Raw genomic sequence first — 14,150 nt, forward strand, 5'->3', positions numbered from 1 at the left:
TAACTAAAAATATAGTTTTTGTTTTTTATTATACATAAAGTTGTCAGAAAATACATCTACTATCGTTTATAAATAATGAAAATAATAAAAAATCCATATACAACAACTTATATAGGTGCTGATGCACAAACTTGGGGTGTCAACTCTGATGGAACACTTAAGGAATTTCATTCTAAAAAAGCAATACCTATTACTTTTGGTTTTTAGGAGGGATGTGGGGAGATCTGGGGGGCTTTTGCCCCCTGTTTAAAATTTAACTTCAACTTTTCCAAAAAGATATTTTTATCAAACTCATTAAACATTATATATTCCCCATTTAATTTTAAAGATGTAGGAGAAAATTTAATCTCTAATTCATCTCTACCTGTTTTTAAATCAAAAAAGTATGATGCATTAAATCTTGGAATTTCTGATTTTATTTGACGGCAAAAACTATTTATGATATTTTGAGGATAGTTAAGGCTAAGGGGCAAGAAAAAAAATACTGAAAGAATAAAACTTTATATAAATAAAGTTATAAAAGATAAAAAATCCCTTTTAGGATAAAGGGAGGCAAATAAAATGAAGTTCTCACAACTAATTCTTGGTTTTATTCTTTTATATCTTTCAATTTTGGGATTATATGCAGCATTTACATCAGAACCAAGAAACTGGGTAATTGTATTAGTAGGTGTATTCTTATTACTTTTAGCTCTTGTTTACATTTTAACGGATTTAACAAATTACTCAAAATATATAAAAGATAATATTCTGGATGTAGATGCAGAAGCAAAAAGCTTTTTTAGAGAAATTACTGCTATATTAATAGTAGGATTTTCAATGTTTATCCTCTACAAATTTTACAATGGATTTGGATTTTTAGCATTTGTATTATTATTTATCCTTGCGGCTACCTATGCTTATAGACCACCTATCCCCGGTATATACAAAAATGGAAAATTCTTAGGTAAAGTTTATAAAGCTTCTTTAAAAGTAAACAAAGACATAACACTAAACAAACCAACTTATACAGAAGAAGCAGTAAGACTGAAAATAGTAAAAAATGGACAAGAAGTAGCAAAATTACATTTAACACCAGAAGGAGTTATGGAACTAACACCAGATAAAATAAAAGAAGTATTCCCAGATATAGATGGCAAGGTAGAAAGATTTAACAATATATTCAAAGTAGGTGATTATTTTCTTTATTATGAATTTATAAAATCAGAACCTGATTTTTATTATGAAGAAGATGATGAAAAAGACACTAAAACAGACCCAGCTTATAGCTATCTTATCTACAATATATGGCATAAGTAAAAATGGTTTTTTGTGTTATATCTGAACAATAAATATTTTACAATTTTAATTATCTTGTCTTAAACATTCTTCTAAATCTTTATCGTTTTCTTCTTCAATATTAAAAATCCTTTCATCTTCTTTTATATTTATTTTCACTTTTATAATTGGATATTCAATATCCTCAAAATCCATATACTCAGCCCACTCTATAATAATTAATCCTGTTCCAATAATATCTGTAATATCAAAATCTTTAACTCTATATAAATCAATATGGTAAATAGGAAATTTTTCTGTTTCATAAATATTCATAACTGTAAAAGTTGGGGAATTTACTTCATCTTCTAAACTTTCATCTATAGAAGAAACAAGATACTTAGTAAAAGTTGTTTTTCCAGCACCAAGATTTCCATATAATAAAATTATCTCATTTCCTTTTAAGCATTTTAAAAACTGCTTTGCAAACTCTCTTAATTCTTTTAAACTTTTTATTCTTTTTTGAATCAAATTTACCTCATGTTGTTTAGTATTAGAGAAAAAAATTATATAATACTATGTTAAATTATAGTTAGAAAATTAAGTTTTGTAGCTGGAGGATATTTTGAAATCCTTAACAAGTAATGAGATTAGAAATAGCTTTTTAGAATATTTTAAATCTAAAGATCACCAGATAGTAAAATCATCATCTATCATTCCAGAAACAGACCCAACCCTTTTATTTGTAAATGCTGGAATGGTGCCTTTTAAAAATGTATTTTTAGGGCTTGAAAAAAGACCTTATAAAAGAGCCGCATCTTGTCAGAAAGTTTTTAGAGTTTCAGGAAAACATAATGATTTAGACAATGTTGGTTATACACCAAGACATCATACCTTTTTTGAGATGCTTGGAAATTTTTCATTCGGAGATTACTTTAAAAAAGAAGCAATAGAGTTTGCATGGGAATATCTAACAAAAGTATTAGAAATACCAGAGGAAAGACTTCAAGTATCAGTATTTAAAGAAGATGAAGAAGCATATAAGATATGGAAAGAGCATATAGGACTTCCAGAAGAAAAAATTCATAAACTTGGAGTAGAAGATAACTTTTGGTCAATGGGAGAAACTGGGCCTTGTGGACCTTCATCTGAGATTTATTATGACAAAGGTGAAGAATATGGAAATCCAAAACTTGGAAGTGATGAAGATAATAGATATTTAGAAATATGGAATCTTGTTTTTATGCAATATAACAGGGATGAAACAGGTAGATTAACACCTCTTCCAAATCCTAATATAGATACAGGTATGGGCCTTGAAAGAATAGCATCTGTCTTACAAGGAGCAAAATCAAACTATGAAACAGATCTTTTTATGCCAATAATTAACTGGACAGAAAACATTTCAGGAAAAAAATACAATCCTGAAAATCCAAAAGATATAAACACAATTTCAATGAGAGTTATAGCAGACCATCTTAGAGCAATTACATTTTTAATCTCTGATGGAGTTTTTCCTTCAAATGAAGGAAGAGGATATGTTTTAAGAAGAATTTTAAGAAGAGCTTTAAGATATGGAAAAGAGTTAGGCCTTGAAAAACCATTTTTATATCAAGGAATAGATGTTGTAATAGATATAATGAAAGAAACTTATCCAGAATTAATAGGCAATAGAAACTTCATAAAAAATCTTGTAAAGTCAGAAGAAGATAGATTTATAAAAACATTAAGAAAAGGAATGGATATTTTTTATGAAATAATAGAAAAAGCAAAAAAGGAAGGAAGAAAACATATTACAGGTAAAGAAGTTTTCACTTTATATGATACATATGGTTTTCCAGTTGATTTAATTGAAGATATAGCAAAAGATAATGGATTTGGAGTTGATATTGCAGAATATTACAAATATCTTGAAGAGCAAAAAGAAAGAGCAAGAAAAAGTTGGAAATCACAAGCCAAAGAAGTTAAACCAATTTATATAGAGTTAAAAAATCTATTTGGAGAAAATCAGTTTGTAGGTTATGAGCATTTAGAGACAGATGATAGCAAAGTTTTAGCTATATTAAAAGAAGATAAAACTACAGATATTTTAAAAGAAGGAGAAGAAGGAGAGATTATTTTAGATAAAACACCTTTCTATGCAGAAAAAGGTGGACAAGTTGGAGATAAAGGAATTATAGAAGCAGAAGGTGGATTATTTGAAGTTTATGATACCCAAACACCAGTAGATGGTTTAATAGTTCATAAAGGAAAAGTTGTTTATGGAAATATAAAAACGAACGATGTAGTTTTAGCAAAAGTAGATAAAAAATTAAGACAAAATACAATGAGACATCATACTGCTACCCATCTTCTACATGCTGCCCTTAGAAATATTCTTGGAGATCATGTAAAACAAGCAGGTTCTTTAGTATCACCTGATATTTTAAGATTTGATTTTACTCATTTTGAAAGTTTAACAGATGAAGAAATAGAAAAGATAGAAAAGCTTGTAAATGAAGAAATAATGAAAAATCAGCCTGTAGTATGTAAAGAGATGCCTTATGATGAAGCTTTAAGAACAGGAGCTATTGCTATTTTTGATGAAAAATATGGAGATGTTGTAAGGGTTATATCAGCAGGTATTTCAGTAGAACTTTGTGGTGGTACACATGTATCAAGAACAGGTGATATTGGTTATTTTAAAATATTATCAGAATATGCAGTATCATCAGGAACAAGAAGAATAGAAGCAGTAGCAGGTGAAAAAGCAGTAGAAAAAGCATATAATGAGCATTCTTTAATAAAACAGATTTCTCAAGTTTTAACAGCAAATGAAAATGAAATTCTAAATAAAATTGAAAATCTACAGAAAAAATTAAAAGAAACAGAAAAAGAGCTTGAAGCTATAAAGAAAAAATCAATAGTAGATAAAATTACAGATATTTTAACAGTAAAAGAAAAAGAAGATTACAAAATAGCTTATGGAAAGTTAGAAAATCTAAATCCAAATGAACTTAGAGATTTAGCAGATGTTGCAAGAGCAAAGCTTGGGAAATCAGTAATAATGCTTGTTTCTGTTAATAAAGAAAAAAGAAAAATAAACTTTATAGTTGCAGTTTCAAAAGATTTAACAGCTAAAATCAAAGCAGGAGAGATAGTAAAGCAAATAGCACCACTAATAGGTGGAAAAGGTGGTGGAAGACCTGATATGGCACAAGGTGGTGGAACTGATATATCTAAACTAAATGAAGCATTTAAAAAATTTGAGGAAATTACATAAAAGAGGTAATAAAAATGGAAAATTATGAAAAAGAGTTCCAAGAACTGTTAGAACAAGAAGAACTAAATTATTATTCAAAAGGAGAAATAGTAGAAGGAGAGATAGTAAGAATTACAAATGATTATGCATTTGTAGATATAGGACAAAAAACAGAAGCAGTTGTGAAAAAAGATGAATTAGAAGGATTAAATATAGGAGACAAAATAAAAGCAGTATATACAGGTAAAAAAACACCAGAAGGCTACTCAATCCTTTCAAGAAAACCTATAAGATTTAAAGAGGCTTTAGAAAATGTAGAAAAAGCATTAAATGAAAACCTAAGAATAAATGCAAAACTAATAAAAAATTTAGAAAAAGGATTTATAGTTGATTTAAATGGTATTAAAGCATTTTTACCTTATTCTGAATCAGGATTAAGAAAAGGAGAAAACCTACCAGAAGAGTTTGAAGTTTATGTATTAAAACTTGATAAAAATAGAAAAGTACCAAATATAGTTGTTTCAAGAAAAAAAGTATTACAAGAAGAACAGCAAAAGAAAAAAGAAAAATTATTCTCAGAACTTGAACAAGGAATGAGTATCCCAGCAAAAGTAGTTAAAATTCAAGACAATGGAGTAGTATTATCTGTAGGAAATATAGTTTTTGGATTTTTACCTGCATCTTTATACTCATGGGATAAAAATAAATCTATTAAAGAGCTAAAAAAAGGACAAGAAATAGAAGTATTTATTAAAGAACTTGATAAAGAAAATCAAAAATTAATTCTTTCAAGAAAAGATTTAGAAGAAAATCCATGGGAAAAATTCCCATATCAAGTAGGTGATAAAGTAAAAGCAGTAGTGAAAAAAATAAATGATTATGGACTTATAGTAAAAGTAGATAACTTACAAGGTTTTATACATAAATCTGAAACAGATCATTTATATCCAAATAAATTCAAAGAAAAATTTAAAGAAGGTTCTGAAGTAGAAGCAGTAATTATAGAACTTGATAGAGAAAATCAAAAATTAAAACTTTCTATAAAACAAGCTCATCCACATCCTCTTGATAAATTCTTAGAAGAACATCCAGAAGGCTCTGAAGTGGAAGGAAAAATAAAAGATGTTAAAAATAAAGTTGCATTTATAGACCTTGGAGAAATAGAAGGGATTTTACATTTAGAAGATGCTACCTGGAACCCAAAAATAAAAAATATTGGACAAGTTTTAAAAGGAAAAAAAGTAGAGAAGTTTAAAGTTTTAGGAAAAGAAAAAGACAAGATAAAACTTGGATTAAAACAGTTTAAAGAAAATCCATGGGATATTTTCTTATCAAAATATAAAGTTGGTGATTATGTAAAAGGTAAAGTAATAAAAATGATAGATAGGGGAGCTTTTGTAGTTATCAATCCAGAAACTTTTGGTAATGATATAGAAGGATTTATTCCTGTCAATGAAATATCTAAGGAAAGAATAGAAATACCAAGTGATAAATTATCGTTAAATCAAGAGATAGAAGCAAAAATTATTAAAATTAAAGGACATGACATAATTTTAAGTATAAAAGCTTTAGAAAAAGATAAAGAAAAGAAAGAAATAGAAAAAGTTATTGAAAAAGTAAAACCAAAAGGTGAAGGACTTGGAACCTTAGGAGAACTTTTAAAGGAGAAATTAAAGGAAAAAAATAAATGATACTTGATATAGTTTTATTTGTTTTAGGTTTAATTTTTATTTTAATAGCAGGTGAGCTTTTTACAAATGGTATAGAAGCAATAGGAGATAAATTAAATCTTTCTAAGAATTTTACAGGTAGTGTACTTGCAGCAGTTGGAACTGCACTACCTGAAACAATACTACCAATAATTGCAGTTTTGTTTTTTGCAGAAACAGGGCATGAAATAGGGGTTGGAGCTATCTTAGGGGCTCCTTTTATGCTTTCAACTCTTGCTTTTCCTCTTGTAGGACTGACGATAATAACTGCTTCTTTAATGAAAAAAAGAAATTTTTCTATTAATATTGAAGAAAATGGAATAAGAAGAGATTTAGCCTTTTTCCTTTTTGCTTATACTGTAGCATTATTTATAGTACCTTTTGAGAACTATCCTGTAAAAATTATTACTGCAGTATTTTTATTATCTTTATATATTTTTTATGTTTATCTAACTTTAAAGTCAGATAGTGAAGGGATGGAAGAAGTAGAGCATCTTTATTTTGCTCCTAAATCAGAAAATCCATCTCTTTTTATTATGATTTTCCAAACTGTTTTTGCTTTAGTATTAATGATTGGCGGTGCACATATTTTTGTTGAAGGAATAAAAGAGATTAGTTTAAAGTTTGGATTTTCACCTTTATTATTTTCTTTACTTGTTGCTCCAATAGCCACAGAACTACCTGAAAAAATAAATAGTGTTTTATGGACATGGAGAGGAAAGGATACCCTTGCAATTGGAAATATAAGTGGAGCAATGGTTTTCCAAAGTACTATACCAGTTAGTTTTGGTATACTGTTTACTCAGTGGAATATAGAAGGTCTTGCACTTATATCTGGAATATTTGCTGTAGTTGCAGCCTCATTTGTAATGGTTTTATCATTTGCAAGTAAGAAATTAATTCCAATAGGATTATCTATTGGCATAATTTTTTATTTAGTTTATCTTTATATGGTATTAACTCAAAATGGAATAATGAATTAATAAAGGTTAAAAATGGAAAAAAATGAAGAATTAAGACAGCTTCAAGATAAGATAGAAATTTTAAGAAAAAAAGTTAAAGAAGGTGAAAAGCAGTATTTAAATGAGCTTATAGAACTAAGAAAAAAGTTTAAAAGGCTTGCAAAAGAAAGAATTGCTAAAATGACCGCATGGGAAAAAGTACAACTTGCAAGACATCCAAAAAGGCCCCATGCAATAGATTATATAAATAACATATTTACAGATTTTGTAGAACTTCATGGAGACAGAAGGTTTGCAGATGATAAAGCTATAATTGCAGGTTTTGCGTTTTTTGATAAAACCCCTGTATGTGTAATAGGACAAGAAAAAGGAAGAGATACTAAAGAAAAGATAGAAAGAAATTTTGGAATGCCACATCCAGAAGGATATAGAAAAGCCATTAGAGTAATGAAACTTGCAGAAAAGTTTAAAAGGCCGGTAATAACCCTTGTTGATACTGCAGGTGCATATCCTGGGATAGGAGCAGAAGAAAGGGGACAATCTCAAGCAATAGCAGAAAGCATAGCAACTATGGCAGATTTAAAAACTCCTACAATATCTATTATTATAGGAGAAGGTGGATCAGGAGGAGCTTTAGCTCTTGCGGTAGCAGATAAAGTATTGATGCTTGAAAATTCAGTATATTCTGTAATATCTCCAGAAGGATGTGCTGCTATCTTATATAAAACAAGAGAAGAAGCACCAACTGCTGCAGAAAACCTTAAAATGACAGCAGATGAACTTTTAAAACTTGGTGTAATAGATGAGATAGTTAAAGAACCATTAGGAGGTGCACATCTTCAACCAATTAAAATGTATAGACTTTTAAAAAGAGCTATAAGAAAAAATTTAAAGGAGCTTTCTTCTATATCTGAAGATAAACTTATAGAAAGAAGATACTCTAAATTTTATTCAATAGGACAGCTTTCGTGATGATAAATATATTTTTACCTTTTTTTGAAATAGTTTTTTTAATAAGTTTAATTTTTGCATCTATATCTTCAATAAAAGTTTGGCTAATTTCAAAAAAACTTACAAATAAATTAAAGAAAATTCTTCCAGAAGGATATACAACTGAATTTTTTGATATACAATCAAAAAATAAGTATAAAGATTTAAATCTACAACTACAAAAGATTATAAATATGTATGAAGATAATTTACCTACAGAAAAAATAGCTAAAGAAATGGAAAATTTAAAAAGTAATTTTAAATTCTCAAAAGAGTTTATAGATAAATTAAAAGAAATTTTTAAAGAATATAACCAAAATGTATATAAATGGAAAAAATTTGGTAAAATCTCAGGATATATAGCCTTAATTTCTGGAGTAATTTCATTTATAACTTATTATCTAGTAAAATGAAAAAAATCATTTTATGGCAGACTGCATTCTTAGGAGATTTAATTCTTACTACTCCTTTAATAGCTTCTATAAAAAATATATTTCCAAATAGTAAACTTCACATAATTACAAAACCTTTTGGGAAACAGGTTCTAAAAAATAATCCTTATGTAAATAAACTTATTATTTTTGATAAAAGTAAAGACTCAACATTAAAACTTATTAAAGATTTAAGAAAAGAAAAATATGATTTAGCAATATCTCCCCATCGCTCACATAGAGCAGCGTACTCTTTATTTTTAGCAGGAATTCCTGAAAGGGTTGGTTTTGATAAAGGAGGATTTTCATTTTTATATACAAAAAAAGCAAAACATGCTTTTGATGGTATCCATGAAATAGATAGGAATTTCAGACTTTTGAAAGCTTTAGATAAAAATATATCTGAAGAAAATTTTCAAAGATTCCCACAGCTTTTTTTAACAAAAGAAGAAGATCAGTTTTACAAAAGCATAGGCTTACAAGATAAAGATTATCTTTTAATTGCTCCTGGCTCAAAATGGAAAACAAAAAGATGGACAGCAAAAGGTTTTGCAGATTTAATAAAAAAGCTTTATAAAAAAGAAAATATTGTTTTAATAGGTGGAAAAGAAGATAAACAGTTTACAGATGAAATTTTGAAAATAGCACAGTTAAATCCTATAAACTTAGTAGGGAAAACCGATTTAAGACAAACCTTTTCTCTTATAAAACATTCAAAAGGTTTAATCTCAAATGACTCAGCACCTGTTCATATGGCTGTAGCTTTTAATATTCCAGTAGTTGATATTTATGGACCTACAGTTAAAGATTTTGGTTTTTATCCATATAGAAATGGTATTATAGTAGAGATAAAAGATTTAAAATGTAGACCTTGTGGACTGCATGGACATAATAACTGTCCTATTAATACCCACGAATGTATGGAAAAAATAACAGCAGATATGGTTTTAGATGCATTAAAAAGTTTAATTCCTGATTTAAATTATACAAACTATATATAAAGAGCTATAATATTTAAAATCATTTATACTAACCTTAGGAGATGATAAAATGCCTAAGAAAAGAGGCGCAGATATAATTGTAGATGTTTTACTTGAAGAAAAAGTAGATACGATATTTGGACTTCCTGGTGGAGCAATAATGGAAGTTTATGATGCATTATTTAATGCTCCATTTAAAAATATATTAACAAGACATGAGCTTGCTGCTTGTCATATGGCAGATGGATATGCAAGGGCTACAGGTAAAGTTGGAGTTGTTATGGCAACTTCAGGACCAGGTGCTACAAATCTTGTTACAGGCCTTGCTACTGCTCATATGGATTCATCTCCTATAGTCGCAATAACAGGGCAAGTGCCAACCCATTATATAGGCACAGATGCTTTTCAAGAAGCAGATGTAACAGGAATTACAAGACCAGTTACAAAACATAATTTTTTAGTTACAGATATAAAAGATTTAGCATTAATCTTAAGAGAAGCTTTTTATATAGCAAGAACAGGAAGGCCAGGACCTGTTTTAGTTGATATTCCAAAAGATATTACACAACAAGTTTATGATTATAAAATGCCAACAGAAAAAGATGTGGAAGATGCACTTCCAGGATATAAGCCTCATTATGAAGGAAATATTGCTCAAATAAAAAAGGCAGCAAAACTTATTAGACAAGCAAAAAGACCTGTTCTTTATGTAGGTGGTGGAGCAGTAGCATCAGAAGCAAATAAAGAGTTGGTAAAATTAGCAGAATTAGCAAAAATACCTGTTACAACAACATTAATGGGAAAAGGAGCATTCCCAGAAGACCACCCATTAGCACTTCATATGCTTGGAATGCATGGTACATATTATGCAAATATGGCAGTTTATAACTGTGATCTTTTAATTGCTGTTGGAGCAAGATTTGATGATAGAGTTACAGGAAAGATAGATGAGTTTGCCCCAGAAGCAAAAATAATCCATATAGATATAGATCCAGCATCAATAAGTAAAACAATAGAAGTTGATGTTCCAATAGTTGGAGATGTTAAGAAAGTTTTACAAAAATTAATAAAACAGCTTGAAAGAAAACCTATAGAATGGGAAGAAGCAAGAGAAAGCTGGTTAAAACTTATAGAAAAATGGAAGAGAGAAAATCCTTTAACTTATGATAGAAAAAGTAAAATAATAAAACCTGAGTATGTTGTTGAAGAGATTTATAAAGCAACAAAAGGAGAAGCCATTATTACTGCTGGAGTTGGCCAGCATCAAATGTGGGCAGCAATGTTTTATAAATATAAATTCCCAAGACAGTTTATAAATTCCGGTGGCCTTGGGACAATGGGATTTGGTTTTCCAGCAGCAGTTGGAGCTAAAATTGCAAGACCAGACAAAGAAGTAATAGCAATAGAAGGTGATGGTTCTTTCTTGATGAATATACAAGATATAACTACTGCAGTTCAATATAGAATACCTGTTAAAGTAGCAATATTAAATAATGAATTTTTAGGAATGGTTAGACAATGGCAAGAGTTTTTCTATGATAGTAGATATTCAAGTGTTTGCCTTTCAACTCAACCTGACTTTGTAAAGCTTGCAGAAAGTTTTGGTGCAGTTGGTCTTAGAGCAACAAAACCTTCAGAAGTAAGAAAAGTATTAGATGAAGCTATGTCTATAAATGATAGACCTGTTATAATGGATTTTGCAGTAGATAGAGAAGAAAATGTTTTACCAATGGTACCAGCAGGAAAATCTTATAGAGAGATGATTCTTCACCCTGGTGAAAAAGGTGAAGCAGAAACTATGTATTTAGTGGGGTAAGATATGGAAGAAATTAAAGCATTAAAAATAAGACCACAACCTAAAACAGTAGTAAGAAAACATGTAATTGTAGTTAAAGTACAACATAATGTTGGAGTATTATCCAGAATTACAGGTTTATTTGCAGGTAGAGGATATAACATAGAAAGTCTTACTGTTGGTATGACCCATGAGCCAAATATTGCAAGAATAACAATTGTAGTTAATGGTGATGAAAGGGTTGTTGAACAGATAATAAAACAACTTAGAAAGTTGATAGAAACATTAAAAGTAAGAGATATTACAGATGTTCCCCATATTGAAAGAGAACTTGCAATTATAAAGATTCATACTGCAGATTCTGCTACAAGAGATGAAATAATGAGACTGGTTGATATATTTAGAGCAAGAGTTATAGATGTTTCTTCAGATACATATACTGTAGAAATAACAGGAAAGCATTCTAAAATAGAGGCATTTATAGATTTAGTTAGACCTTTTGGTATAAAAGATGTTGCAAGAACAGGGGTTTTATCTGTTGTCCGTGAATCTCAAAAAAATATTGATAATATTTAATTTAATTTTTTTTACGACAGTTTTTGCAAAGGATTTTAATTTAAAAATAAAAAATTTGCCAGATTCCTATAAAGATATATTTAATAATTTTTTTTATGAAAATTTAAAGTTAAAAGATAATTCTTTAAGTATTGATATAGATATTACTTGGATAGTTCTTTCTTATAATATATGTTTTTTTTTGAAAAAGGAGAATAAGCCTGTAGAGAATATATGCTTTACATCTAATAGTGGAGAAGATTTACTGACTGATATAGGAAAAGCTTTAAGTAATTCAAAATATTTATCTTTAAAACAAAAAATAAAAACAAAAAAAATAAATTTAGAAATAATAACAACTAAAATTCCTACAGAAAAAAGATTTAGAGTTATATCCAGAAAAGGAGATACACTAATAGATTATAAAAATGTCTTTTTTAAAAGGAAAGCAAAAAACATAGATGTTAAAATAGAAGACGCAATAATCACAGGTGATATAATTATAATCTCCAAAGATTATGCTACATATTTGCTGAAAAAGTTTTTAAATGGTTATAAAATAAATAAGATTTATTTAAATAAAACAGAAATAGGAGGAAAAAATGGCAAAAATTTATTATGACAATGATGCATCCTTAGATGTATTAAAGGATAAAACGGTAGCTATTATTGGTTATGGTTCACAAGGACATGCACATGCATTAAATTTAAAAGATAGTGGAATAAATGTTGTAATAGGACTTTATGCAGGTAGCCGTTCTATAGAAAAAGCTAAAGCAGATGGATTTGAAGTTTTATCTCCAGATGATGCTGCTAAAAAAGCAGATGTTGTAATGATGTTAATTCCTGATACAATCCAACCTGAAGTTTATCAAACTGCGATTTTACCAAACTTAGATGAAGGAAATGCACTTGCATTTGCCCATGGATTTAATATTCATTTTGATCAAATAATACCACCACCTTACATAGATGTATTTATGGTAGCTCCAAAAGGACCTGGACATCTTGTAAGATGGCAGTATGAAGAAGGTAAAGGTGTTCCTGGCCTTGTAGCAGTACATCAAGATTTTACAGGAAAAGCTAAGGATATAGCTCTTGCTTATGCAAAAGGTATTGGATGTACTAGAGCAGGCCTTATTGAAACTACTTTCAAAGAAGAAACAGAAACAGATCTTTTTGGAGAGCAGGCAGTTCTTTGTGGTGGAGCTACTGCATTAATAAAAGCAGGTTTTGAAACTTTAATAGAAGCTGGTTATCAACCAGAGGTTGCATATTTTGAATGTTTACATGAACTTAAACTTATAGTTGATTTAATATATCAATATGGAATATCAGGAATGAGATATTCTATATCTGATACTGCAAGATATGGTGATGTTACAAGAGGAGAAAGAATTTATGAAGCAGTAAAACCTATCCATAAAAAAATACTTGAAGAAATACAAAAAGGTGAGTTTGCAAAAGAATGGGTACTTGAAAATGTAGCAGGAAGACCTCACTTTAATGCTCTTGTAAAAAGAGATGAACAACATCCTGTTGAAGAAGTAGGAAGACAATTAAGAAAAATGATGCCTTGGCTTGAAGGAAAAGGACTATAAATGAATTTTACAAGTAAAAGAAAAGCTTTAAAAAAGACTTATGAACCATTTGGGGTATTGTTGGCAAAAAGCCACATTACCCCTAATATTATTACAATAATTTCTATAATTTTAGGAGTTCTTTCTGCTTATTTCTTTTTTATTCATAAACCTTTCACAGGTGCTATGCTTTTATTTTTTAGTGGATTTTTTGATTTAATGGATGGCGTAGTAGCAAGAGAAACAGATAGAGCTTCTAAATTTGGAGCAGTTTTTGACTGGCTTGCAGATAAATTTGTAGATGGCTTTGTATTATTTGCAATAGGAATGGCTTACTCAACTCCATGGATAACAATTTTGGCTGTAGTGACTAACCAACTGCATACATTTATAAAACCTGTTGTTTATTCAGAAATTGGATTTTCTGAAAGAAAAAAAGGAAAAATAGATGATCCTCTTGAAGGAATTGGATTTTTCGGAAGACCTGAAACTATGCTTACAATTATAATTTTTGCTATTTTTGAACATTTTAAAATATTTGGTGGATTAGAGTTTGGATTTAAAGTAATAGCAGTTTTAACTATTTTATCTTTAATGCAAAGAATTTTTTATCTTTATATAAAATATAACAAGCAATACGATTAAAGGGG

Annotated in this window: 13 protein-coding genes; 12 read left to right on the top strand and 1 reads right to left on the bottom strand. The window is 28.9% G+C overall.

What is annotated here, in order from left to right:
• Positions 1–561 precede the first annotated feature (561 nt).
• Positions 562–1,299, top strand: coding sequence for a hypothetical protein (locus CLV39_RS04940; protein ID WP_245960315.1), 738 nt, complete (start codon positions 562–564; stop codon positions 1,297–1,299).
• A 45-nt stretch (positions 1,300–1,344) separates the two neighbouring features.
• On the opposite strand, the gene tsaE is transcribed toward CLV39_RS04940, so the two are convergent.
• Positions 1,345–1,788, bottom strand: a complete 444-nt coding sequence (gene tsaE / locus CLV39_RS04945; protein WP_245960316.1) for a tRNA (adenosine(37)-N6)-threonylcarbamoyltransferase complex ATPase subunit type 1 TsaE — start codon at positions 1,786–1,788, stop codon at positions 1,345–1,347.
• Positions 1,789–1,882: 94 nt separating this feature from the next.
• Between tsaE and alaS the strand changes: the two genes are divergently transcribed.
• The 11 genes from alaS to CLV39_RS05000 are packed head-to-tail and all read left to right on the top strand — an operon-like array spanning position 1,883 to position 14,145.
• Positions 1,883–4,519, top strand: coding sequence for an alanine--tRNA ligase (gene alaS, locus CLV39_RS04950; RefSeq protein ID WP_121923136.1), 2,637 nt, complete (start codon positions 1,883–1,885; stop codon positions 4,517–4,519).
• A 14-nt stretch (positions 4,520–4,533) separates the two neighbouring features.
• On the top strand, positions 4,534–6,189 hold the full coding sequence (locus CLV39_RS04955) for a S1 RNA-binding domain-containing protein (RefSeq protein ID WP_121923137.1): 1,656 nt from the start codon (positions 4,534–4,536) through the stop codon (positions 6,187–6,189).
• Positions 6,186–7,190: a sodium:calcium antiporter gene (locus CLV39_RS04960; protein WP_121923138.1), complete on the top strand. Its 1,005-nt coding sequence runs from the start codon at positions 6,186–6,188 to the stop codon at positions 7,188–7,190. The genes CLV39_RS04955 and CLV39_RS04960 overlap by 4 nt, the downstream gene beginning before the upstream one ends.
• Before the next feature lie 12 nt (positions 7,191–7,202).
• Positions 7,203–8,141 (top strand): acetyl-CoA carboxylase carboxyltransferase subunit alpha, encoded by a 939-nt coding sequence (locus tag CLV39_RS04965; RefSeq protein ID WP_121923139.1) that lies wholly within the window; start codon positions 7,203–7,205, stop codon positions 8,139–8,141.
• On the top strand, positions 8,141–8,572 hold the full coding sequence (locus tag CLV39_RS04970) for a hypothetical protein (protein ID WP_121923140.1): 432 nt from the start codon (positions 8,141–8,143) through the stop codon (positions 8,570–8,572). Before CLV39_RS04965 ends, CLV39_RS04970 begins: the two co-directional genes overlap by 1 nt.
• Complete coding sequence (waaF, locus tag CLV39_RS04975; RefSeq protein ID WP_121923141.1) at positions 8,569–9,591, top strand: lipopolysaccharide heptosyltransferase II; 1,023 nt, start codon at positions 8,569–8,571, stop codon at positions 9,589–9,591. Before CLV39_RS04970 ends, waaF begins: the two co-directional genes overlap by 4 nt.
• A gap of 49 nt (positions 9,592–9,640) precedes the next feature.
• On the top strand, positions 9,641–11,386 hold the full coding sequence (gene ilvB / locus CLV39_RS04980; RefSeq protein WP_121923142.1) for a biosynthetic-type acetolactate synthase large subunit: 1,746 nt from the start codon (positions 9,641–9,643) through the stop codon (positions 11,384–11,386).
• A gap of 3 nt (positions 11,387–11,389) precedes the next feature.
• A complete protein-coding gene (gene ilvN / locus CLV39_RS04985) occupies positions 11,390–11,941 on the top strand; it encodes an acetolactate synthase small subunit (protein ID WP_121923143.1) in 552 nt (183 codons plus the stop codon).
• A 55-nt stretch (positions 11,942–11,996) separates the two neighbouring features.
• On the top strand, positions 11,997–12,542 hold the full coding sequence (locus tag CLV39_RS04990) for a hypothetical protein (protein ID WP_147435395.1): 546 nt from the start codon (positions 11,997–11,999) through the stop codon (positions 12,540–12,542).
• Positions 12,523–13,521 carry a ketol-acid reductoisomerase gene (gene ilvC, locus CLV39_RS04995; RefSeq protein WP_121923145.1) on the top strand — a complete coding sequence of 333 codons (999 nt, stop codon included), beginning with the start codon at positions 12,523–12,525 and terminating at the stop codon, positions 13,519–13,521. Before CLV39_RS04990 ends, ilvC begins: the two co-directional genes overlap by 20 nt.
• Positions 13,522–14,145 carry a CDP-alcohol phosphatidyltransferase family protein gene (locus CLV39_RS05000; protein WP_121923146.1) on the top strand — a complete coding sequence of 208 codons (624 nt, stop codon included), beginning with the start codon at positions 13,522–13,524 and terminating at the stop codon, positions 14,143–14,145.
• Positions 14,146–14,150: the final 5 nt, after the last annotated feature.

The sequence above is a fragment of the Hydrogenothermus marinus genome (genome assembly GCF_003688665.1).
Classification (GTDB): Bacteria; Aquificota; Aquificia; order Aquificales; family Hydrogenothermaceae; genus Hydrogenothermus; species Hydrogenothermus marinus.

What these genes read in the sequence shown, in the direction of transcription:
- CLV39_RS04940 (WP_245960315.1), top strand. Translation starts at nt 562, where the DNA reads ATGAAGTTCTCACAACTAATTCTTGGTTTTATTCTTTTATATCTTTCA.
- CLV39_RS04955 (WP_121923137.1), top strand. Translation starts at nt 4,534, where the DNA reads ATGGAAAATTATGAAAAAGAGTTCCAAGAACTGTTAGAACAAGAAGAA.
- CLV39_RS04960 (WP_121923138.1), top strand. Translation starts at nt 6,186, where the DNA reads ATGATACTTGATATAGTTTTATTTGTTTTAGGTTTAATTTTTATTTTA.
- CLV39_RS04965 (WP_121923139.1), top strand. Translation starts at nt 7,203, where the DNA reads ATGGAAAAAAATGAAGAATTAAGACAGCTTCAAGATAAGATAGAAATT.
- CLV39_RS04970 (WP_121923140.1), top strand. Translation starts at nt 8,141, where the DNA reads ATGATAAATATATTTTTACCTTTTTTTGAAATAGTTTTTTTAATAAGT.
- waaF (WP_121923141.1), top strand. Translation starts at nt 8,569, where the DNA reads ATGAAAAAAATCATTTTATGGCAGACTGCATTCTTAGGAGATTTAATT.
- ilvB (WP_121923142.1), top strand. Translation starts at nt 9,641, where the DNA reads ATGCCTAAGAAAAGAGGCGCAGATATAATTGTAGATGTTTTACTTGAA.
- ilvN (WP_121923143.1), top strand. Translation starts at nt 11,390, where the DNA reads ATGGAAGAAATTAAAGCATTAAAAATAAGACCACAACCTAAAACAGTA.
- ilvC (WP_121923145.1), top strand. Translation starts at nt 12,523, where the DNA reads ATGGCAAAAATTTATTATGACAATGATGCATCCTTAGATGTATTAAAG.
- CLV39_RS05000 (WP_121923146.1), top strand. Translation starts at nt 13,522, where the DNA reads ATGAATTTTACAAGTAAAAGAAAAGCTTTAAAAAAGACTTATGAACCA.